Consider the following 19,342-nt stretch of genomic DNA (forward strand, 5'->3'; position numbering starts at 1 on the left):
CAAGGTTTCCCTTCGTGAACCCTCCCAATCGGGAGATAAGAGCAAACGGATTGCTTTGATCGCTGTGTTGCAGTGACCCTAGGGTCCAACCAGTTCAGGCTCTGCCTTAGGGCAGTTTTTGTTGTTCTCGGCCTGGTCGTGGGGCAAGCCCCAAATACAACGCCTCTCCAAAAGAATCAGTTAGCTGCGCCTCCGCCGTGTTGTTTTTATTGTGCGTGAGTCGATTCGTCTTGTTTTTATTATGGTGTGCGGTACTTGTTATTGTTCTTGTACCGAACATATAGCAGAAGCCGTGCCAACTTTTGCGTGACCCAGTAAAACCAGGAGGTAGAGCGGTTTTAGGGCAAATTTCAGGCACAAAAAAGCCGGGTTGTCGTTACCTTAAGACCCGGCTTTTGTTACGTGAAATGGTAGAGGTAACAGTTTTTTCACATCTACTGGTGTTACCTGGGCGGCTAAGCGGCGGGCGAAGGCAGCTTAACCGGACTGTGCTTGCTCAGCTTTCGCTGGCAACGCCGGTCTTGCGCCGCGGTATGCCCAGGCGCTGGCGGCGTTCCCAGAGGCACTTGCGGCTGACGCCCAGCTTGCGAGCCAGTTCGGTCTCGGTCATGTGGTCCTGGTGTTCGAGGACGAAATGCTGGAAATAGTCTTCCAGCGACAGGTCTTCGGTAGGCTCGTGGCTGGTGCTGTTGGCGCCACCTTGTTGCGGTGCCAGGCCGATGAATTCATCGTCTTCCAGGTCGCTGAGTTCGATATCGATACCCAAGAGCTCGGCGGATATTTCCGGGCTCTCGCTCAAGATCACCGCGCGCTCGACGGCATTTTCCAGCTCGCGCACGTTGCCTGGCCATGAATAGTGGCGAATCGCTTGCTCTGCATCGGCAGCGAACCGCAGGTCGTCGCGCCCGATCCGTGCGCTCTGGCGAGCCAGGAAGGCGTTGGCGATTTCGTTGACGTCTGCCCCACGTTCGCGCAATGCCGGCAATTTCAGGGCAATCACGTGCAAGCGGTAATAAAGGTCTTCGCGGAACTGGCCGACTTTGGCCAGACCTTTCAGGTCCCGGTGAGTGGCCGCGATCAGGCGGACATCGACTTTCTGCGACTGAACCGAGCCCACGCGGCGAATCTCGCCCTCCTGCAGCACGCGCAGCAGCCGTGCCTGGGCTTCCAGTGGCAATTCGCCGATTTCGTCGAGGAACAAGGTGCCACCGTCGGCGGCTTCCACCAGACCCGCGCGGCCGGCGCTGGCGCCGGTAAAGGCGCCTTTCTCGTGACCGAACAGCTCGGACTCGATCAGGCTCTCGGGAATCGCTGCGCAGTTCACCGAAATCATCGGGGCCTTGGCCCGGCGCGACAGGTTGTGCAGGGCGCGGGCGACCAGCTCCTTGCCGGTGCCGGACTCACCCTGGATCAGTACATTGGAATCGGTGGGGGCGACCTTGCGGATCTTGCCGTACAGATCCTGCATCGGCGGGCAGGAACCGATAATGCCGATCTCGCCGTTGCTGTTGTCGATACCGGCTTTCTCCGCCGCGCCGTTCTTGCCGGTGCTGCGTTCGTTCGCCTGGTTTTGCGGGTTCTGGCGATCACGCAGGATCCGCGCCACGGCCTGGAGCATTTCATCGTGATCGAAAGGTTTGGCGATGTAATCCACCGCGCCCATCTTCATCGAGTCCACCGCCGAGCGCAGGCTGGCGTAGCTGGTCATGATCAGCACAGGGGTGCCCTGGCCAAGCTTGATCAGTTCGGTGCCGGGAGCGCCTGGCAGGCGTAGATCGCTGACGATCAGGTCGAAGGAGGGAATGCTGAAGCGTTCCTGGGCTTCCTGCACCGAGCCGGCTTCGCTGACCTGGTACTGATTACGTTCCAGCAGACGACGCAAGGCGGAGCGGATAATGGTTTCGTCTTCGACGATCAAAATATGCGGCATTGATTCGGTTCTCTCGACGGTCTCAGTTCACAGCGGACGTCGCTTCGACATGACGCGGTAAGGTCACCCGGATACGGGTGCCGCGTTGGCTTTGTGGATCGGCCGGGCTGTCGATGGTGATTTGTCCATAATGCTCTTCAACGATGGAATAGACCAGCGCAAGGCCCAGACCGGTACCTTCGCCCGGGTCCTTGGTGGTGAAGAAGGGTTCGAACAATCGATCCATGATGTTCTTGGGAATGCCGCTGCCTTCGTCCTCGACGATCAGGTCGACGGTGTGCTCGCCCGCTTCGCTCTTGACCCGTACGGCACTGCCGGCCGGTGACGCATCGCGGGCGTTGGACAGCAGGTTGATCAGTACTTGCGCCAGGCGCTGTGGATCGCCGTCGACCCAGTGTTCCGGGTCGCAGAGGTTATAGAACTGGACTTCGAAATTGCGCCGGTTCAAGGCCAGCAGGCCAATGGCGTCCTGGGCGACTTCGGCCAGGCAGACCGGTTCGTCATTGTGCTGGTGGCTGCCGGCGTGGGCAAAGCTCATCAACGACTGGACGATACGCGAGACGCGCTTGGTCTGTTCGAGGATCTGGCTGCTGATCTCGGTCAGCTCGCCATCGTCCTCGCGTTCTTCACGCAGGTTTTGCGCCAGGCAGGCGATGCCGGTGATCGGGTTGCCAATCTCGTGGGCTACCCCGGCAGCCAGGCGCCCAATGCTCGCCAGGCGTTCGGAGTGCACCAGCTTGTCCTCGAGCGCTTGGGTTTCGGTCAGGTCCTCGACCAGCAGCACCAGCCCGGAGTTGCCCGGTGCCAGCGGCTCGTCGATCGCGGCCTTGTGCAGATTGAGCCAGCGGGTCTGGCCGTCGATGTTCAGCAGTTGTTTGTGCAGGTGTTCATCGGGGCAGTCGATAAAGCCCTGGAGCATGCTGCGCCATGGGTCGACCAGAGTGCTCAGGCGCGAACCGACCACCCGTTGGGCGGCGATGCCGGTGAGCTCTTCCATGGCCTTGTTCCACATCAGGATCTCCTGATCCTTGGCCAGGGAGCAGACCCCCATCGGCAGCTCCTGCAGGGTTTGGCGGTGGTAGCGACGCAGGGCATCGAGTTCCGCCGCAAGGCCGGTTAGGCGCGAGTGGTAGTCCTCCAACCGGCTCTCGATAAAGTGGATGTCTTCGGTGACGTAGCTCTCACCGCCCGCCTTGTAGGGCAGGAAGGTTTCCACCATGTCCTGGGCCACGCTGGGGCCCATCAGGCCCGAGAGGTTGGCCTCGATGCGGTCGCGCAGGCGGCGCAGGGCATAGGGGCGACGTTCATCGAAGGGTAGATAGAGGTCGCGCAGGGCCTGCTCTACTTCCTTCTGTGCGGTCTTGGCGCCCAGTGGCTTGGCCAGTTGAGTGGCGAACTCCTGGGGGGAGGCGGCATGCAGTTCGCGTCGCTGCGGACGGCGGACGTTGTCCACGGCGCAGGCTTCGGCGGCGCTGGTTTCCTCCGGGCTGGCATTGGTGAAGAGCGAAACCAGAGTAAACAGCAGTACGTTCGCCGCCAACGAGGCAATCGCCGCCATATGCCAGCTGGTGTCATCGAGTACATAGATCATATTCAGCAGGGGAATATAGAAGCCCTGCAGATTGCCGATCAGCGGCAGCAGCATGGTGACCAACCAGACGAGCACCCCGGCCAGCAGGCCCGCGATAAAGCCGCGGCGATTGGCCGTCGGCCAATACAGGACCGAAAGCACGCCAGGCAGGAACTGCAGTGTGGCGACGAAGGCGACGATGCCGAGATTGGCCAGGTCCTGTTCGGCGCCGAGCAACAGGTAGAAGGCATAGCCGGCCATGATGATCGCGACGATCAGCGCCCGGCGCGTCCATTTAAGCCAGCGGTAGATATTACCTTCGGCGGGCGGCTGGTAGAGCGGCAGCACCAGATGGTTAAGGGCCATGCCGGAAAGCGCCAGGGTGGTGACGATAATCAGCCCGCTGGCCGCCGATAGCCCGCCGACATACGCCAGCAGGGCCAGGGCCTTGCTGTTGGCGGCGATACCGATACCGAGGGTGAAGTACTCCGGGTTGGTGGTTGCGCCGAGCTTCAAGCCGGCCCAGAGAATCAGCGGTACGGCCAGGCTCATCAGCAGCAGGAACAGCGGCAGGCCCCAGCTGGCGCTGACCAGCGCGCGCGGATTGAGGTTTTCGGTAAAGGTCATGTGATACATGTGTGGCATTACGATCGCTGAGGCGAAGAACACCAGCAGCAGGGTGCGCCAGGGACCTTCCTGCAAGGGCGTGTGCAGCGCGGCAAGTGCGGTCTGGTTTTGCAGCAGCCAGAGTTCCAGTTGTTGCGGGCCGTCAAACACACCATAGAGTGCATAAAGACCGACACCGCCGATGGCGATCAGTTTGATCACCGACTCGAAGGCAATGGCGAAGACCAAGCCCTCGTGCTTTTCCCGGGTCGCGATATGCCGCGAGCCGAAGAAGATCGTGAACAGGGTGATCAGCGCGCAGAAACTCAGGGCCACCCGGTGTTCCATGGGTTCGCGGGTCAGGATCGCGATTGAGTCGGCAACGGCCTGGATCTGCAAGGCCAGCAGCGGCAGCACGCCCACCAGCATGACAATGGTCGCCAGCGCCCCGGCCCAGGTGCTGCGGAACCGAAACGCAAAGAGGTCGGCCAGGGACGAAAGCTGGTAGGTGCGGGTGATTTTCAGGATCGGATACAGCAGCACCGGCGCCAGCAGAAAGGCGCCCGATACCCCCAGGTAGCTGGACAGAAAGCCGTAGCCGTATTGATAGGCCAGGCCGACGGTGCCGTAGAAGGCCCACGCACTGGCATAGACGCCCAGCGACAGGGTGTAGGTCAGGGGGTGGCGAATGATTGAGCGCGGGATCAGCCCGCGTTCACTGATCCAGGCCACGCCGAACAGGGCCAGCAGGTACGCGGCGCTGATCAGCAGCATCTGGGTCAGGCTAAAGCTCATCGGCATCTTTTTGGCTCTGCAGGATAAAGGTCACCACGATCAGAATCAGCCAGAGCAGATAAGGTCGGTACCAGGCGCCTGTCGCGTCGATCCACCAGTCCATGATCGCCGGGGAGAACAGATAGATCCCGACTACCAGGAGCAGGACCAAACGATAGATGTACATCCCGGCCTCTCTTTTATTGTGCGCATGCCCGAAAACGTGCGGCGATGGTAACGGATGGATACGAACCTGCAAGTGCCAGCTGCGGATAGTGGCACTTGCACTTGCCTGCTGGGTCAGACCAGTGCCGCTTCCGGCAGGGTCGGGGTACGTGGGATCAGGGTGGCGTCCCAGTGGCGGATACCCCAGTCCAGCACTTGTCGCGGGCTGGCGTCGTCAAGGTCGGTGTCGGTCGGCTGGCCCAGTGCACGCAGGGCGCGTAGCAGCAGCGCAGTGGCCTGGTCGGCGACCAGCGGCGGGGAACGATAGGATTTGCCGAGCTTGTGGCCGTCCGGTTGGGTAATCAATGGGACATGCAGGTAGCGCGGCTGCGGCAACCCGAGCAATTCCTGCAGGTACAGCTGGCGCGGCGTGGAGTCGAGCAGGTCGGCGCCGCGCACGATATCGGTCACGCCTTGCCAGGCATCATCGAGCACCACCGCCAGTTGATAGGCGTAGAGGCCGTCACGGCGCCGAATCACAAAGTCGCCGACCTCACGGCCCAGGTGCTGACGGAACTCGCCCTGCACGCGGTCGGTAAAGTGGTATTCCAGCTCCGGTACGCGTAGGCGAATCGCCGCGTCGTGCATCCCGTGCCCGGCATTGCGGCACAGTCCGGGATAGATGCCGTGGTAGGGCTCCAGCTGTTTGCGTGAACAGGTGCAGGCATAGGCCAGGCCAAGGCTGAACAGGCGATTGAGCTCTTGGGCATAAGCTTCATGCCGCTCGCTCTGGCGGACCAATTCGCCATCCCACTCAAAGCCGTAGCTTTCCAGCGCTTGAAGGATCGCTGCCTGGGCGCCAGGCGCTTCGCGTGGCGGATCGAGGTCTTCCATGCGCAGCAGCCAACGGCCGCCTACGGCGCGGGCGTCGAGATAGGAGGCGAGGGCGGCGACCAGGGAGCCGAAATGCAGATGGCCGCTGGGCGTGGGCGCGAAACGCCCGATATAGGGGGTAGGAGGGGACGCTTTCATGGTACGGATACTACTGGAAACGGCTGGCTTCATGGCGCGCGCCAAATGCCGGATACGAAAACGGGGCGTTTTCACGCCCCGTTCGTTGGGTGGGCCAAGTGATTACTTGCCGACCTGTTTTTCCTTGATTTCCGCCAGCGTCTTGCAGTCAACGCACATATCGGCGGTTGGGCGGGCTTCCAGACGGCGAATGCCGATTTCGACGCCGCAGGATTCGCACCAGCCGTACTCTTCGTCTTCGATGAGTTGCAGGGTCTTGTCGATCTTCTTGATCAGCTTGCGCTCGCGGTCGCGGGCGCGCAGTTCGAGGCTGAATTCCTCTTCCTGGCTGGCGCGATCGGCTGGATCGGGGAAGTTGGCCGCTTCATCCTTCATATGGTCAACGGTGCGGTCGACTTCCTGCATCAGATCCTGTTTCCACTTGTTCAGGATCTTGGTGAAGTGCTTGCGCATGGGCTCGCCCATGTACTCCTCGCCCTTGGTTTCCACGTAGGGTTCGAAGCCGCTGATCAACTGGCTGCTCTGTTGCTTTGCTTTGGTGGGCATGAATGGACCGCCTCTCACTCTTCTAATCCATTGCGCAGGATTGCTCCATCACCGACACCTGCCGGCCCTGCGGCTGCAAGCGGGCGAACTTACCAGATCGAATCGGGGTACGCCACTCCCGGTTGTCGAGCCTGCACCGGTGGGGCCTGCGCGCAGCGTGTAAAGGCTAGAGCGCAGAGCCCACTGGCCTGTCTGATAGGTGATTTTAGTCAATCCTGGGCGGTGTGATGCCCGGGCCGCTTATTTGTCGCGCGGTTGGGTAGAATCATGCCTTTGTTCTCCCTGAAGGAAGGCTGATGACCCAGTCCTACAGTGCTCGCAGTCGTGCGATCGAACCCTTTCATGTCATGGCCCTGCTGGCCCGGGCCAACGAGCTGCAAGCGGCGGGGCACGACGTGATCCACCTGGAGATCGGCGAGCCGGATTTCACCACGGCCGCGCCGATTGTCGCGGCCGGGCAGGCTGCCCTGGCCGCCGGGGAAACGCGTTACACCGCTGCCCGTGGCCTGCCGCAGTTGCGTGAGGCGATCAGTGCGTTCTATCAGCAGCGCTACCAGCTGGACATCGATCCGCAGCGGATTCTGATTACGCCGGGTGGCTCTGGCGCGCTGCTGCTGGCCAGCAGCTTGCTGGTGGATCCGGGCAAGCACTGGCTGTTGGCCGACCCGGGTTATCCGTGTAACCGGCACTTTCTGCGCTTGGTCGAAGGCGCCGCGCAACTGGTGCCGGTCGGACCGGATGTGCGCTATCAACTGACGGCGGATCTGGTCGAACGCTACTGGGATCAGGACAGTGTCGGGGCGCTGGTCGCCTCGCCGGCGAACCCGACCGGCACCCTGCTCAGTCGTGACGAACTGGCCGCCTTGTCGGCGGCGATCAAGGCGCGCAACGGCCACCTGGTGGTCGACGAGATCTATCACGGCTTGACCTACGGTTGCGATGCGACCAGCGTGCTGGAAGTCGATGACAGTGCGTTTGTCCTAAACAGTTTTTCTAAATATTTCGGAATGACCGGCTGGCGCCTCGGTTGGCTGGTTGCGCCGCCCCAGGCGGTGGCCGATCTGGAGAAGCTGGCACAGAACCTCTATATCAGCGCCCCGACCATGGCCCAGCACGCGGCGCTGGCCTGCTTCGAACCACAGACCCTGGCGATTCTCGAAGAGCGCCGTGCCGAATTTGCTCGACGCCGTGACTTCCTGCTGCCGGCATTGCGCGAGCTGGGTTTCGGCATTGCCGTCGAACCCCAAGGCGCGTTCTACCTGTATGCCGATATCAGTGCCCTGGGCGGCGATGCGTTTGCCTTCTGTCGGCATTTTCTGGAGACCGAACACGTGGCGTTCACCCCCGGCCTGGATTTTGGTCGCCACCAGGCTTCCCACCATGTGCGTTTTGCCTACACCCAGAGCCTGCCGCGTCTGCAGGAGGCGGTTGAACGCATTGCCCGTGGCCTCAAGAGTTGGCAAGGCTGATGCGCTTTTCTCCTCCTCTCGAAACCGGACGACTGATACGGCGTTACAAGCGCTTTCTCGCGGATATCGAGACTGATAGCGGCGAGTTGCTGACCATTCACTGCCCCAATACCGGTTCGATGTTCAACTGCATGGTTGAAGGGGGGCAAGTCTGGTTCAGCCGCTCCAACGACCCCAAGCGCAAGTTGCCAGGCACCTGGGAAATCAGTGAAACCCCGCAAGGGCGATTGGCCTGCGTGAACACGGCGCGGGCCAATGCCCTGGTCGAGGAGGCCTTGCTTGGCGCAGTGATCACTGAGTTGAATGGCTTTAGTGCATTGAAGCGCGAGGTGCCTTACGGGGTGGAAAACAGCCGGGTGGATTTTCGCCTGGACTATCCCCAGGGCCCAGCGTTCGTTGAGGTCAAAAGCGTCACCCTGGGCTTTGATGGCAGCCGGGTCGCGGCCTTTCCCGATGCCGTGACCCTGCGTGGGGCCAAGCATCTGCGCGAATTGGCGGCATTGGCCCGTGATGGGGTGCGCGCGGTGCAGTTGTACTGCGTCAACCTGTCCGATATCGATGCCGTGCGTGCGGCGGTGGAGATTGACCCGGGTTACGCGGCGGCATTGCGTGAAGCGGTGGCGGCCGGGGTCGAGGTGCTGGCCTACGGTGTGCGGCTGACGCCCGAGGAAATCTGGGTCGAGCGCCGTCTCGACGTCCAGTTCTAGAGCTGGACCCAGATGCCCTGGGCATCCTCGCGGCTGGGAATGGCCCGCAGAGATTGCCCGGCGCACGGCCCGGCCACGCATTCACCGCTCTCGATCAGAAACAGTGCGCCATGGGTGGCGCACTGGATCAGGCTGGCGCTGGGGTCGAGAAACTGGTCGGGTTGCCACTCCAAGGCGACACCTCGATGGGGGCAGCGATTGAGGTAGACGAAGACCTCGCCCTCGCGCCGCACGGCAAAGACCGGGCAGCCCTCGATACTGAAGCCGCGACTGTCGGCTTCGGCAAGTGTCTGGGAGGAGCAAAGAAATTTCATGGAGGCTCTCGGCGGCGACTTCTGCCGGGTTCAGGGATACCGACGGTATCGCAGTGGTCATGGCGGCTTGACGTTTAAATGCAAACAATTATCAAATGCTGGCGCCTTGGGTGGTTGGTGTTGTTTCGATGTCAGTGACCTCGGGCTTGTCACATCGGCCTTCCCAAAGGTCGACTCACTTACCTGAAGGAAGCTTGCCATGCGCCTGAGTGTGCGTCTTGTCGCGCTGTGTGCCGGACTGTTGATCAATCATGTGGCTTTGGCGCAGGCATTGCCAGAGCGTTGGGTCAGCGCGGGCGGGGCGTTGTCCGAGTGGGTCAGTGCCCTGGGCGGCGAAGCGAAGCTGGTTGGGGTGGACACCACCAGCCAGCACCCCGAGTCGCTCAAGGCGCTGCCCAGTATCGGCTATCAGCGCCAGCTCTCGGCCGAAGGCATTCTCAGCCTGCGCCCGCAGATTCTGGTTGGGACCGAAGAAATGGGCCCGCCACCGGTATTGGCACAGATCCGCAGCGCGGGCGTGCAGGTGGAACTGTTTGATGCCCGTGCCGACTTGGCGAACCTGCAAAACACCTTGCAGCGCCTGGGGCAGTTGTTGGGGCGTGATGCCGTGGCCACGCAGGTGTTCCAGGGCTATCAACAGCAGCTTGAGCAGCAGCGAGCCTGGCTTGAGCAGACCGCGAAGGACCACCCGGCACCGGGCGTGTTGCTGTTGCTGGGGCATGCCGGTGGCAAGCCGTTGATTGCCGGTAAGGACACCGCGGCCGATTGGATGCTGGTTCAGGCGGGCGGCCGCAACCTGGCCACTCATTCAGGCTACAAGCCGTTTTCGCTGGAGTCGCTGGCGGGGCTTGATCCGGATGTGCTGGTTTTCGCTGATCGCAGCCTGAGTGGGGAGGCCGCGCGCCAGGCGTTGATGAAGGAAAACCCGGTGCTCGCCGCGACGCGAGCGGCCAAGGCCGGCAAGGTTTTTGAGCTGGACCCGACGCTGTTGGTCGGTGGCCTGGGGCCGCGCCTGCCGCAACGGCTGCGTCAGTTGTCGGCCGAGTTCTATCCTGAGGTCGCACCGCCGGTGGCGCCGACTCCATGAAGTTGCTGAAACCGCGTTCGCTGTTTATCGGACTGGGCCTGCTGTGTGTGTTGTCTATCTGGCTGTCGCTGGCCCTGGGACCGGTCAGCCTGCCGCTGTTCGATACCCTGCGGGCCGGCTTGCGGCTGCTGGGCCTGCCCATTTCGGGCGAAGGCCTGGAGCAGGCCGAGCTGATTCTTGGGCAGATTCGTTTGCCGCGTACGCTGCTGGGGCTGACGGTCGGGGCCGTGCTTGCGTTGTCCGGGGTCGCGATGCAGGGGCTGTTTCGCAACCCGCTGGCAGACCCGGGGCTGGTCGGTGTGTCCAGCGGCGCTGCGCTGGGGGCGGCAGTGGCGATTGTCGGCGGCTCCGCCTGGGGCGGCGTGCCGGATTTTATCCAACCCTACCTGTTGTCGCTGTGTGCGTTTCTCGGTGGGCTGGGGGTGACCGCGCTGGTGTATCGCCTGGGCCGCCGTAATGGTCAGACCAGCGTGGCGACGATGTTGCTGGCGGGGATCGCGCTCACTGCCCTGGCCAGTTCGGCGGTCGGCCTGTTTACCTATCTGGCGGATGACGCCACGTTGCGCAGCCTGACCTTCTGGAACCTGGGGAGCCTCAATGGCGCCAGCTACGCGCGGCTTTGGCCGTTGCTGCTGGTCAGCCTGGCCGTCGCGCTATGGCTGCCGCGTCGGGCGAGGGCGTTGAATGCGCTGTTGCTGGGCGAGTCGGAGGCGGGTCACCTGGGCATCAATGTCGAAGGGCTCAAGCGCGAACTGGTGTTCTGCACCGCCCTTGGCGTGGGGGCGGCGGTGGCTGCGGCGGGATTGATCGGTTTTGTCGGATTGGTCGTACCGCATCTGGTACGCCTGTTGGTCGGGCCGGATCACCGCGTACTGCTGCCGGCTTCCCTGCTGGCCGGTGCCGCCCTGCTGCTATTTGCCGACTTGATTGCTCGTCTGGTCCTGGCGCCCGCCGAATTGCCGATCGGTATCGTCACGGCATTTATCGGCGCCCCGTTCTTTCTCTATTTGCTGGTCCGAGGGCGTACCTGATGCTGCGTGTGGAAAACCTGCAGATTCGTCGCGGGCAGAAAGTCGTGCTGGCCGAGATCAATCTTGATGTGCGCCCTGGTGAAGTGCTCGGCGTGTTGGGCCCCAATGGCGCGGGCAAGAGCACCCTGTTGGGGGCGTTGTGCGGGGACTTACAGCCCAGTAGCGGGCAGGTGTGGCTGGAGCAGCGCGCGTTGGCCGACTGGAGCGGTGTCGAGCGTGCCCAGCGGTTGGCAGTATTGCCGCAGGTTTCAACCCTCGACTTTGCTTTCCTGGTCGAAGAAGTGGTGGGCATGGGCCGTTTGCCCTACCAAAGCGGCCGGGTGCGCGATGAGGAAATCATTGCAGCGGCATTGGCGGCGGCAGATGTCGGGCATCTACAGGGGCGCGGCTATCTGTCCCTCTCGGGCGGCGAGCGTCAGCGTGTGCATCTGGCGCGCGTCCTGGCGCAGCTCTGGCCGGGGCAGGGCGGGCAAACGTTACTGCTCGATGAGCCGACTTCAATGCTCGACCCGTTGCATCAACACACCACCTTGCAGGCGGTGCGCGAATTTGCCGATCGGGGGGCGGCGGTCCTGGTGATCCTGCATGACCTGAATCTTGCTGCGCGCTATTGCGACCGCCTGCTGTTGTTGCACAACGGACGCCCCCAGGCCCTGGATAGCCCGGCCGCCGTCCTGCGCCCTGAGCCACTCAAGGCGCTGTTCGGTCTTGATGTGCTGGTGCAGGCGCACCCGGAGCGCGGGCATCCCTTGATCATTGCCCGCTAGGGCTTTTCTACAGGCAAAAAAAGACCCGGCGATTAGCCGGGTCAAATAACCGTGATTAGCCTGATGAGGAGATAATCTGAGAGTCCGAACCAAGGGCCTTTCAGATATCGGCTGATCTCGCGACCAGTTGTGATAATCATAACGATTCTCATTTCTAAGTCAACAGGCGTTTCACAAAAAAAAATCGAGACCGGGTGGCAAACGCTTCGCTGGGCTATGTCGGGTTGTGCTGGGCGCTCAACCGCGTGACTTCCTTGTTCAGCAGTTCAATGCGCCGGGCCATGCTTTCGATCAGGCTGTGGGCGATGCGCGGGTTGCTCTGGGTCAGGCTGAGGAACTGGTCCTTGGGAATCAGCACCACGGTGCTGGGGACATTGGCAATCACGCTGGCGCTGCGCTTCTCGCCGGTAAACACGGCCATGGCGCCAAAGATCTCATCCTTGGGCACATCGCCGACCTTATGGCCGTCGACGAAAGCTTCGGCATGGCCCTCGACAATGATGAAGACATGGTCGGCATCGTCGCCCTGGCGAATCAGCACATCGCCGGCCGCGACTTGCTGGAAGCCATTGGTGCTGCGAAATTCCGGCTGCTTGAGGCGCGTGACTGCATCCGAAAGCAGCGCGGTTTGGCCCACCAGGTATTGCAGGAATAACTCGGCGCGCGATTCGCTGGCATAAATATGCTGGAAGACTTCACTGCGTCGGTAGGGGATCAGGCGCAAGGGCGCGTCACAGCTGAGTAGGCAACGGGGCAGGTCGATGCCTTGGCGCAGGCCCACCAGGTCGCCTTCATGGAGAAAGAACAGCTCGCGGTCGTCAATACGGCCGTGGATCAACCCGTTTTCCAGCAGATACAAGTGGCTGCCGAGTAGTTGCGCCGCCAGGTCCTGGCTTTCCTCCAGTTCCACAGGCTCGCCGCTGGGGTTTAATCCATCGAGCAACTGCGCGGGGATACTCTGCAAACGGTTGATCAGTTCGTCGGCGTAGGCCGGTTGCTCCCCAAGTAGATACATATGCAAGCCTGCAAATCAGTTTTTGTGCCGTGACGATATCGCTTCCAATTGCTTATTCAAAGCCTCTTTGCGCTCCGACGGAATGTCGTTCCAGTGCATGTCCAGCAACGCCCCCTCAATGGCGTACAGCAACACCTTGGATGCCCGAAAGCCGCGGGTGCGCACGGCCCGATAGGCATCTACAGCGCCTAGCCGGCGCAAATCCGACGCGCTGTGGATCCCGGCGGCATGCAGCCATTGGGCGGAAGTCTTCCCCAGGTTTCTCAGGTGTTGCAGTTCATCGTTCATTGAGCCTCCTTGCGACGGCCGAACGGTGCGAAAACCTTGAATATGGCAGCGTTGGAAGGAGTGTAGCGCTCAGTAGGAAAAACGTAGTTCTTTGCTACGAACAGAACCAAATGCTTCTAAGACAAAGCTTGAAGAGGGCGTGGGGAAGCCGCCAGGAGTCGTGCAGGACCTGACCTGGCGGAGAGACAGCGGGATTCAGCGGACGTTGTAGCGCAGGCGTGTTCCGAACTGCATGGACATCAGGATCTCGGCAGCCCCCAGCTCGGCAGGGAAATAAGCCCCGGAGATCTGGGCATGGGCGACGCTGGCGCCTTCCAGCGTGCTGTGGCGCAAATCGACACCGCGCAGATCCGCGGAGCGGAAGTAGGCGTCGGTAAAGTCGATGCCCTCGGCGTTGAGTTCACGCAAGTCCAGCCCGCGGAAGTCGCCACCGCGCATGTCGATGATGCCGTCCTTGGGGCGTTGCTGGTTGAAACCGGCAATGTCGTCCTTGCGCAGGAGTGCATATAGCGGACTATCGAGAAGTTTCGGCTGGCTCATGTCGCGTCTCCTGCTGGTTTTATGACGCCAGTATAGTGCCACTGTTTTTCGGCCGTGAAGTGCTTAATGCTTCACGGCCGAAATACTTCTCACAGGCCTGGCAGGCGGCGCCGGATTTGCTCGATCAGGGTATCCACGCTACCGCTTTCGTTGGTCTGCACGCGCTTGCTGCGCAGTACTTCCTCGGCACTCAATGGGTCACGATTGGCTTGCTGGGCTTCGATAACGGCCAGGGTGGCGTCGGACGGATCGGTCGCATCGGCCTGGCGCTGTGCCAGCCAGCTGGCAATGACGGCTTGTGGCGCGTTGCAGTCGAGGATCAGGCACGGCACGCCAGTGGCTTCTGCGGTCTTGGCGGCGGCGTCGCGTTGTTCGCGCTTGAGGTAGGTGGCGTCGATCACGACCGGGAAACCGGCGCGCAGGATCGTCGTGGCGATCTCATGCAAGCGCTCGTAGGTGGCCACGCTCGCTTCGGCACTGTAGATGCCGTCGCCCAGGTTGTTGCTGCCTTGTTGCTCGCCGAACAGACGCTTGCGCTCGACATCGGAGCGCAGGCGAATCGCGCCCAGCGCCTCGACCATGCGCAAGGCCACGCGGCTTTTACCCACCGCCGAGACGCCGTGGGTAATCGCCATGAAGCGCGAAGGAATGGTGCTGTAGCTTTCGGCCAGGTTGGCGTAGTTGCGGTATTGGCGCAGGGTAGTGGCACGCTGCACCGGGCTGGCTTCGGCCGGCATGCTGAACAGGGCGACCTTGGCACGCACCAGGGCGCGGTAGGCTTTGTAGAAGTTCAGCAGTTCCAGGCCCTGGTAGTCGCCGGTCAGCTCCAGGTACTGGCTGAGGAAGCGCCGGGCCAGGCTTTTGAGGCCGCGGTCTTCCAGGTCCATGGCCAGGAACGCGGTATCGGCATAGACGTCGGTGAAGCGGAACGGCTCGTTGAACTCGATGCAGTCAAAAATCACCACCTTGCCATTGATGATCGTGGCATTGCCCAGGTGGATATCGCCATGGCACTCACGAATGAAGCCTTCGGCCTTGCGGCGAGCGAAAAGTGGTTCGAGGCGATCGAAGCTGCTTTGCGCCCACGCCTGTAGGGCGTCGAGTTGCAGCAGGTCGGCCTTGTCGCTGAGAAACGGGCGAATCTGCTCGAAGTTCTGCAGTACCGGCTCCATCACCGCCTGCGGCGTACCTTGATGGTGTTCTTGTGCGACTTTGGGGGCGTTGAGGTGGAAACGGGCGATCTGCTCGGCCATCGCGTCGATATGCTCGGCAGTCAGTTCGCCATTGGCTTGCAGTGTGCTGAGCAACTGGCTTTGCGGGAACTGGCGCATTTTCAGCACGTATTCGATTGCCGGGCCTTCGCCGCCGAGTTGGGGCGCGTCTGCGCTGCCGGTAATCGGCAGGACTTCCAGATACAGATCATCGGTCAGCCGCTGGTTCAGGCGCAGCTCTTCGCCACAGAAATGCTCGCGACCGGAAAGCTCGGTAAAGTCGAGGAAGCCGAAATTGACCGGCTTCTTGATCTTGTAAGCATAAGGACCGGTCAGCAGGACCCAGGAAATATGGGTCTCGATCAGTTGGAATCCATCGACCGGGTGCGGGTAGAGGGCGGGGTTTTGCAGGGCGGCGATCAGGGACTGGCTCACGGACGATCCTTCGGAGTCGGGGAATTTCATGGCGGCCATTATGGCGACTGTTGCCCCCAGTGCAAACCGCCGGGGGCACATGTTGATCATGAGCAAAGTGCGTATAATCCGCCGCCATGACTCGTACCCGATCCCCCCGTTCCCGTTCCAAACGCCCTGCTAGCCGCGTGCGCCCCTGGCTAGGCTGGATTCTCAAGCTCAGCCTGGTGGGCTTTGTGCTGCTCGCCGGCTTCGCGGTGTACCTCGATGCCATCGTTCAGGAGAAGTTCTCCGGCAAGCGCTGGACCATCCCGGCCAAGGTCTATGCCCGTCCGCTGGAGCTGTTCGTCGGACAAAAACTCTCGAGGCAGGATTTCCTCACTGAACTGGATGCCCTTGGCTATCGCCGCGAAAGCGTGGCCAATGGCCCGGGCGCGGCCTCGGTTAACGGTAATACCGTTGATCTGAATACGCGTGGCTTCCAGTTTTATGAGGGCATGGAAAAGGCGCAGCCGGTGCGCGTGCGTTTCTCCGGCGACTATGTCGCGCAGTTGAGTGCTCTCAACGGTGCCAAGTTGGCGGTGGTACGCTTGGAGCCATTGCTGATCGGTGGGCTTTATCCGAAGAACCTTGAAGATCGTATCCTGATCAAGATTGATCAGGTGCCGCCTTACCTGCTCGAAACGCTGGTGACGGTCGAGGATCGGGATTTCTATGAGCACCACGGTGTGTCACCCAAATCCATTGCGCGTGCCATCTGGGTCAATACTTCCTCCGGCCAGATGCGCCAGGGCGGCAGTACCCTGACCCAGCAGTTGGTGAAGAACTTCTACCTGACCAACGAGCGCAGTCTCAGCCGCAAGCTGACCGAAGCGATGATGGCGTTGCTGCTGGAGCTGCATTACGACAAGCGCGAGATTCTCGAGGCTTACCTCAACGAGGTGTTTGTCGGGCAGGACGGCCAACGTGCGGTACACGGTTTCGGCCTGGCCAGTCAGTTCTTCTTTAGCCAGCCGTTGTCCGAGCTCAAGTTGCATCAGATCGCGTTGCTGGTCGGTATGGTCAAGGGGCCGTCGGCCTACAATCCGCGTCGTTATCCGGAGCGGGCCCTGGTGCGGCGTAATCTGGTCCTCGACCTGCTGGAGCAGCAAGGCGTAGCCAGCGCCGAGCAGGTTGCCGCCGCGAAGAAGATGCCGCTGGGCGTGACCAAGCGCGGCAGTCTGGCCGACAGCTCGTTCCCCGGCTTCCTCGACCTGGTCAAGCGCCAACTGCGTGAAGACTACCGCGACGAAGACTTGACCGAAGAAGGGCTGCGGATCTTCACCAGTTTCGACCCGATCCTGCAGATGAAATCCGAAGCGGCGGTCAATGAGACGTTCAAGCGCCTCTCCGGGCGCAAGGGGGCGGACGAGGTCGAGGCGGCGATGGTCGTGACCAATCCGGAGACCGGAGAAGTCCAGGCCATGATCGGTAGCCGGCAGGCCGGCTTTGCCGGTTTCAACCGGGCGCTCGACGCCGTGCGGCCCATCGGGTCGCTGATCAAGCCGGCGGTCTACCTGACGGCGCTGGAGAGACCGAGCCAGTACACATTGACCAGTTGGCTGTCGGATGAGCCGCTTTCGGTCAAGGGTGCCGATGGCCAGGTCTGGAAACCGCAGAATTACGACCGCCGCTCCCATGGCACGGTCTTCCTGTATCAGGGGCTGGCGCGCTCCTACAATTTGTCCACCGCGCGCCTGGGGTTGGAGGTCGGTGTGCCGAATGTGCTCAAGACCCTCGGGCGCCTCGGGGTCAATCGAGAGTTCCCAGCCTTCCCGTCGATGCTGCTGGGGGCCGGGGGCATGAGCCCGATTGAAGTGGCGACCATGTATCAGACCCTGGCCAATGGTGGGTTCAATACGCCGATGCGCGGTATTCGCAGCGTGTTGACCGCCGAGGGCGAGCCGCTCAAGCGCTATCCGTTCCAGATCCAGCAGCGTTTTGATCCGGGCTCCATCTACCTGATCCAGACGGCCATGCAGCGGGTCATGCGCGAGGGGACCGGCAGTTCGGTCTACAACGTGTTGCCGCGCAGTCTGGTGCTGGCGGGCAAGACCGGGACCAGTAACGATTCACGCGACAGTTGGTTTGCCGGCTTCAGCCAGGATTTGCTGGCGGTGGTCTGGCTCGGCCGCGACGATAACGGCAAGACGCCGTTTACCGGTGCCACCGGTGCGTTGCAGGTGTGGACCCAGTTTATGAGCAAGGCCGATCCGCTGCCGTTGGACATGCCAATGCCGGATAACGTGGTGCAGGCCTGGATCGATCCCCATACCGGGCAGGGTTCCGATGCCAATTGCCCGGGTGCCGTGCAGATGCCGTATATTCGCGGCAGCGAACCGGCCCCGGGCGCTGCCTGTGGTGGTGCGACCCCCACGCCTGGCGAAGAAGTCATGGATTGGGTCAAGGGCTGGCTGAATTAAGCAATGAGGTGTGCAGTGAACAAGTGGTTGATTCCAGCGTTAACGTCTCTGGCTTTGCTCAACGGTTGCGCCAGTGTGCCGCGCGGCTCGATCCCGGTGGTCGACTCGGGCACAGCGGTTTCCAATAGCGAGCGGGTGTCGGCCAATGGCGGATTTCGCCAGACGACGGTCACGCGTCCGGCCGCTAGCCAGGCCCAGACAATCCCTCAGGACTCAGGTGTTGTGGTCATGGTGCCAGGCGGTGGCGCCGCCACTTCCGCTCCGATCAGCAGCGAGCCTTTTACTCCGGGGCCGATTACGCCTGGCCCCTATAACAACGCGCCGATCCAGACGGCGCCGATTACCCAGGACAGCTACAGCATTCCGAGCGCGCCGAGCGGTATTCCATCGGCCAGCAGTGGTGGTTTGTCCGCGGATGAACAGCTCGATGGTCCGGTATTGGCCTTGCTGACCACTGCCCAGCAGCAGCAAGCCGGGGGCGATCTGAACGGTGCGTCCTCGAGCCTTGAGCGTGCCCAGCGTGTTGCGCCGCGCGAACCGCAGGTGCTCTACCGCCTGGCGCAAGTGCGCATGGCTCAGGGCGATGCGCCTCAGGCCGAGCAGTTGGCACGACGCGGACTGGGCTTTGCCAGTGGTCGTCCGGCGTTGCAGGCGAGCCTGTGGGAGCTGATTGCGCAAGCGCGTGAGCGTCAGGGCGATGCCGCCGGTGCCGCACTGGCTCGACAGAAAGCCAAGGTGAGTCTCTGATGGATGCGCGTTTCTCCCAGGTAGCCGAACAGTTGCTCCTGATCGAGCGTGAACTGCGCCAGCAGGGCTGGTGGGACGAGGTGCCGCCAAGCGCCGAGGCCCTGGCCAGTCAAGAGCCGTTCAGTGTCGATACGCTGGGTTTCGAGCAGTGGTTGCAGTGGATTTTTCTGCCGCGGATGAAGGTCATTCTCGAGCAGGACCTACCGCTGCCCAATGCCTCCGGCATCCTGGCCATGGCCGAAATGGTCTATGCGGCGCGCCCGGGAGAAGGCCGGCAACTGCAAGTGTTGCTGGCGCACTTCGATCGGCTGATCGCACAGGCGGTCTGAGGCCTGTCACGCTCGCATCAGCGGCAGTTCTGATCGATGGCTTTCTGCATTTCGTTGATCCGCGCTTGCCGCTGCTCTTCGCTCATGCGCCGTAGTTCACCGGCCACACTCTCCATGACCCGTGGGTTATTGCGCAGTTGCGCCAGGTTGGTCCGGGCGCTGTCGCAGTAGGCCTTGCGTTGTTTCTCCTGCTCGGCAACCTGCTGCTTCACCTTGGCATCGACGGCCAACTGTTCGCGGTCGACCGTGCTTGCAGGTTTGGGCGTGGGTGCTGCGGTGGGCGGCGGCGCCGGCAGCGTCACCTGGGCGGCCTGGCCCCCGGCGGGCGGTTGGGCGTC

Annotated in this window: 19 protein-coding genes; 8 read left to right on the forward strand and 11 right to left on the reverse strand. The window is 62.0% G+C overall.

Features of this window, described 5'->3' with window-relative positions; translation table 11 throughout:
- Positions 1-496 precede the first annotated feature (496 nt).
- From NPS46_RS21490 to dksA, 5 genes are all read right to left on the reverse strand, one after another.
- The gene (locus tag NPS46_RS21490; RefSeq protein ID WP_274110788.1) at positions 497-1,930 is read right to left on the reverse strand and encodes a sigma-54-dependent transcriptional regulator; all 1,434 of its coding nucleotides are present in this window, start codon (positions 1,928-1,930) and stop codon (positions 497-499) included.
- Between the two features lie 22 nt (positions 1,931-1,952).
- Complete coding sequence (locus NPS46_RS21495) at positions 1,953-4,907, reverse strand: sensor histidine kinase (protein WP_274110790.1); 2,955 nt, start codon at positions 4,905-4,907, stop codon at positions 1,953-1,955.
- A complete protein-coding gene (locus NPS46_RS21500; RefSeq protein ID WP_003176118.1) occupies positions 4,891-5,067 on the reverse strand; it encodes a hypothetical protein in 177 nt (58 codons plus the stop codon). The genes NPS46_RS21495 and NPS46_RS21500 overlap by 17 nt, the downstream gene beginning before the upstream one ends.
- Before the next feature lie 113 nt (positions 5,068-5,180).
- Positions 5,181-6,077 carry a tRNA glutamyl-Q(34) synthetase GluQRS gene (gene gluQRS / locus NPS46_RS21505; protein ID WP_274110793.1) on the reverse strand — a complete coding sequence of 299 codons (897 nt, stop codon included), beginning with the start codon at positions 6,075-6,077 and terminating at the stop codon, positions 5,181-5,183.
- 102 nt (positions 6,078-6,179) lie between these two features.
- Complete coding sequence (dksA, locus tag NPS46_RS21510) at positions 6,180-6,623, reverse strand: RNA polymerase-binding protein DksA (protein WP_274110795.1); 444 nt, start codon at positions 6,621-6,623, stop codon at positions 6,180-6,182.
- Between the two features lie 296 nt (positions 6,624-6,919).
- Between dksA and NPS46_RS21515 the strand changes: the two genes are divergently transcribed.
- Together NPS46_RS21515 and sfsA are read left to right on the forward strand one after the other, a co-directional pair.
- Positions 6,920-8,092, forward strand: a complete 1,173-nt coding sequence (locus NPS46_RS21515) for a pyridoxal phosphate-dependent aminotransferase (protein WP_274110797.1) — start codon at positions 6,920-6,922, stop codon at positions 8,090-8,092.
- Positions 8,092-8,799, forward strand: a complete 708-nt coding sequence (gene sfsA / locus NPS46_RS21520; RefSeq protein ID WP_274110798.1) for a DNA/RNA nuclease SfsA — start codon at positions 8,092-8,094, stop codon at positions 8,797-8,799. The genes NPS46_RS21515 and sfsA overlap by 1 nt, the downstream gene beginning before the upstream one ends.
- Here sfsA and NPS46_RS21525 read toward each other — a convergent pair.
- Positions 8,796-9,113, reverse strand: coding sequence for a Rieske (2Fe-2S) protein (locus tag NPS46_RS21525; RefSeq protein ID WP_274110800.1), 318 nt, complete (start codon positions 9,111-9,113; stop codon positions 8,796-8,798). The genes sfsA and NPS46_RS21525 overlap by 4 nt on opposite strands.
- A 199-nt stretch (positions 9,114-9,312) precedes the next feature.
- Between NPS46_RS21525 and NPS46_RS21530 the strand changes: the two genes are divergently transcribed.
- From NPS46_RS21530 to NPS46_RS21540, 3 genes are read left to right on the forward strand one after another with little or no spacing between them, the layout of a single operon-like run.
- Positions 9,313-10,200 (forward strand): heme/hemin ABC transporter substrate-binding protein, encoded by an 888-nt coding sequence (locus NPS46_RS21530; protein WP_274110802.1) that lies wholly within the window; start codon positions 9,313-9,315, stop codon positions 10,198-10,200.
- Between the two features lie 47 nt (positions 10,201-10,247).
- A complete protein-coding gene (locus NPS46_RS21535; RefSeq protein ID WP_274110820.1) occupies positions 10,248-11,231 on the forward strand; it encodes a FecCD family ABC transporter permease in 984 nt (327 codons plus the stop codon).
- Positions 11,231-11,998 carry a heme ABC transporter ATP-binding protein gene (locus NPS46_RS21540; protein WP_274110804.1) on the forward strand — a complete coding sequence of 256 codons (768 nt, stop codon included), beginning with the start codon at positions 11,231-11,233 and terminating at the stop codon, positions 11,996-11,998. The genes NPS46_RS21535 and NPS46_RS21540 overlap by 1 nt, the downstream gene beginning before the upstream one ends.
- A gap of 214 nt (positions 11,999-12,212) precedes the next feature.
- Here NPS46_RS21540 and NPS46_RS21545 read toward each other — a convergent pair whose 3' ends face one another.
- From NPS46_RS21545 to NPS46_RS21560, 4 genes are all read right to left on the reverse strand, one after another.
- The gene (locus NPS46_RS21545) at positions 12,213-13,013 is read right to left on the reverse strand and encodes a Crp/Fnr family transcriptional regulator (protein WP_274110806.1); all 801 of its coding nucleotides are present in this window, start codon (positions 13,011-13,013) and stop codon (positions 12,213-12,215) included.
- A 15-nt stretch (positions 13,014-13,028) separates the two neighbouring features.
- The gene (locus NPS46_RS21550) at positions 13,029-13,301 is read right to left on the reverse strand and encodes a TfoX/Sxy family protein (RefSeq protein WP_274110808.1); all 273 of its coding nucleotides are present in this window, start codon (positions 13,299-13,301) and stop codon (positions 13,029-13,031) included.
- Positions 13,302-13,496: 195 nt separating this feature from the next.
- Positions 13,497-13,841 carry a pentapeptide repeat-containing protein gene (locus tag NPS46_RS21555; protein ID WP_274110809.1) on the reverse strand — a complete coding sequence of 115 codons (345 nt, stop codon included), beginning with the start codon at positions 13,839-13,841 and terminating at the stop codon, positions 13,497-13,499.
- An 89-nt stretch (positions 13,842-13,930) separates the two neighbouring features.
- Positions 13,931-15,487: a bifunctional aminoglycoside phosphotransferase/ATP-binding protein gene (locus NPS46_RS21560; protein WP_274110811.1), complete on the reverse strand. Its 1,557-nt coding sequence runs from the start codon at positions 15,485-15,487 to the stop codon at positions 13,931-13,933.
- A gap of 116 nt (positions 15,488-15,603) precedes the next feature.
- Between NPS46_RS21560 and mrcB the strand changes: the two genes are divergently transcribed.
- From mrcB to NPS46_RS21575, 3 genes are read left to right on the forward strand one after another with little or no spacing between them, the layout of a single operon-like run.
- Complete coding sequence (mrcB, locus tag NPS46_RS21565) at positions 15,604-17,928, forward strand: penicillin-binding protein 1B (RefSeq protein ID WP_274110813.1); 2,325 nt, start codon at positions 15,604-15,606, stop codon at positions 17,926-17,928.
- A 15-nt stretch (positions 17,929-17,943) separates the two neighbouring features.
- Complete coding sequence (locus tag NPS46_RS21570) at positions 17,944-18,675, forward strand: tetratricopeptide repeat protein (protein ID WP_274110815.1); 732 nt, start codon at positions 17,944-17,946, stop codon at positions 18,673-18,675.
- The gene (locus NPS46_RS21575; RefSeq protein WP_274110817.1) at positions 18,675-19,004 is read left to right on the forward strand and encodes a YqcC family protein; all 330 of its coding nucleotides are present in this window, start codon (positions 18,675-18,677) and stop codon (positions 19,002-19,004) included. Before NPS46_RS21570 ends, NPS46_RS21575 begins: the two co-directional genes overlap by 1 nt.
- Positions 19,005-19,021: 17 nt before the next feature.
- On the opposite strand, the gene NPS46_RS21580 is transcribed toward NPS46_RS21575, so the two are convergent.
- Positions 19,022-19,342 (reverse strand): DUF4124 domain-containing protein (locus NPS46_RS21580; protein ID WP_274110819.1); only part of this gene is annotated, 321 nt, incomplete at its 5' end.

Origin of the sequence: Pseudomonas putida (genome assembly GCF_028682395.1) — a bacterium.
In the GTDB taxonomy this organism is placed as follows: Bacteria; Pseudomonadota; Gammaproteobacteria; order Pseudomonadales; family Pseudomonadaceae; genus Aquipseudomonas; species Aquipseudomonas putida_AB.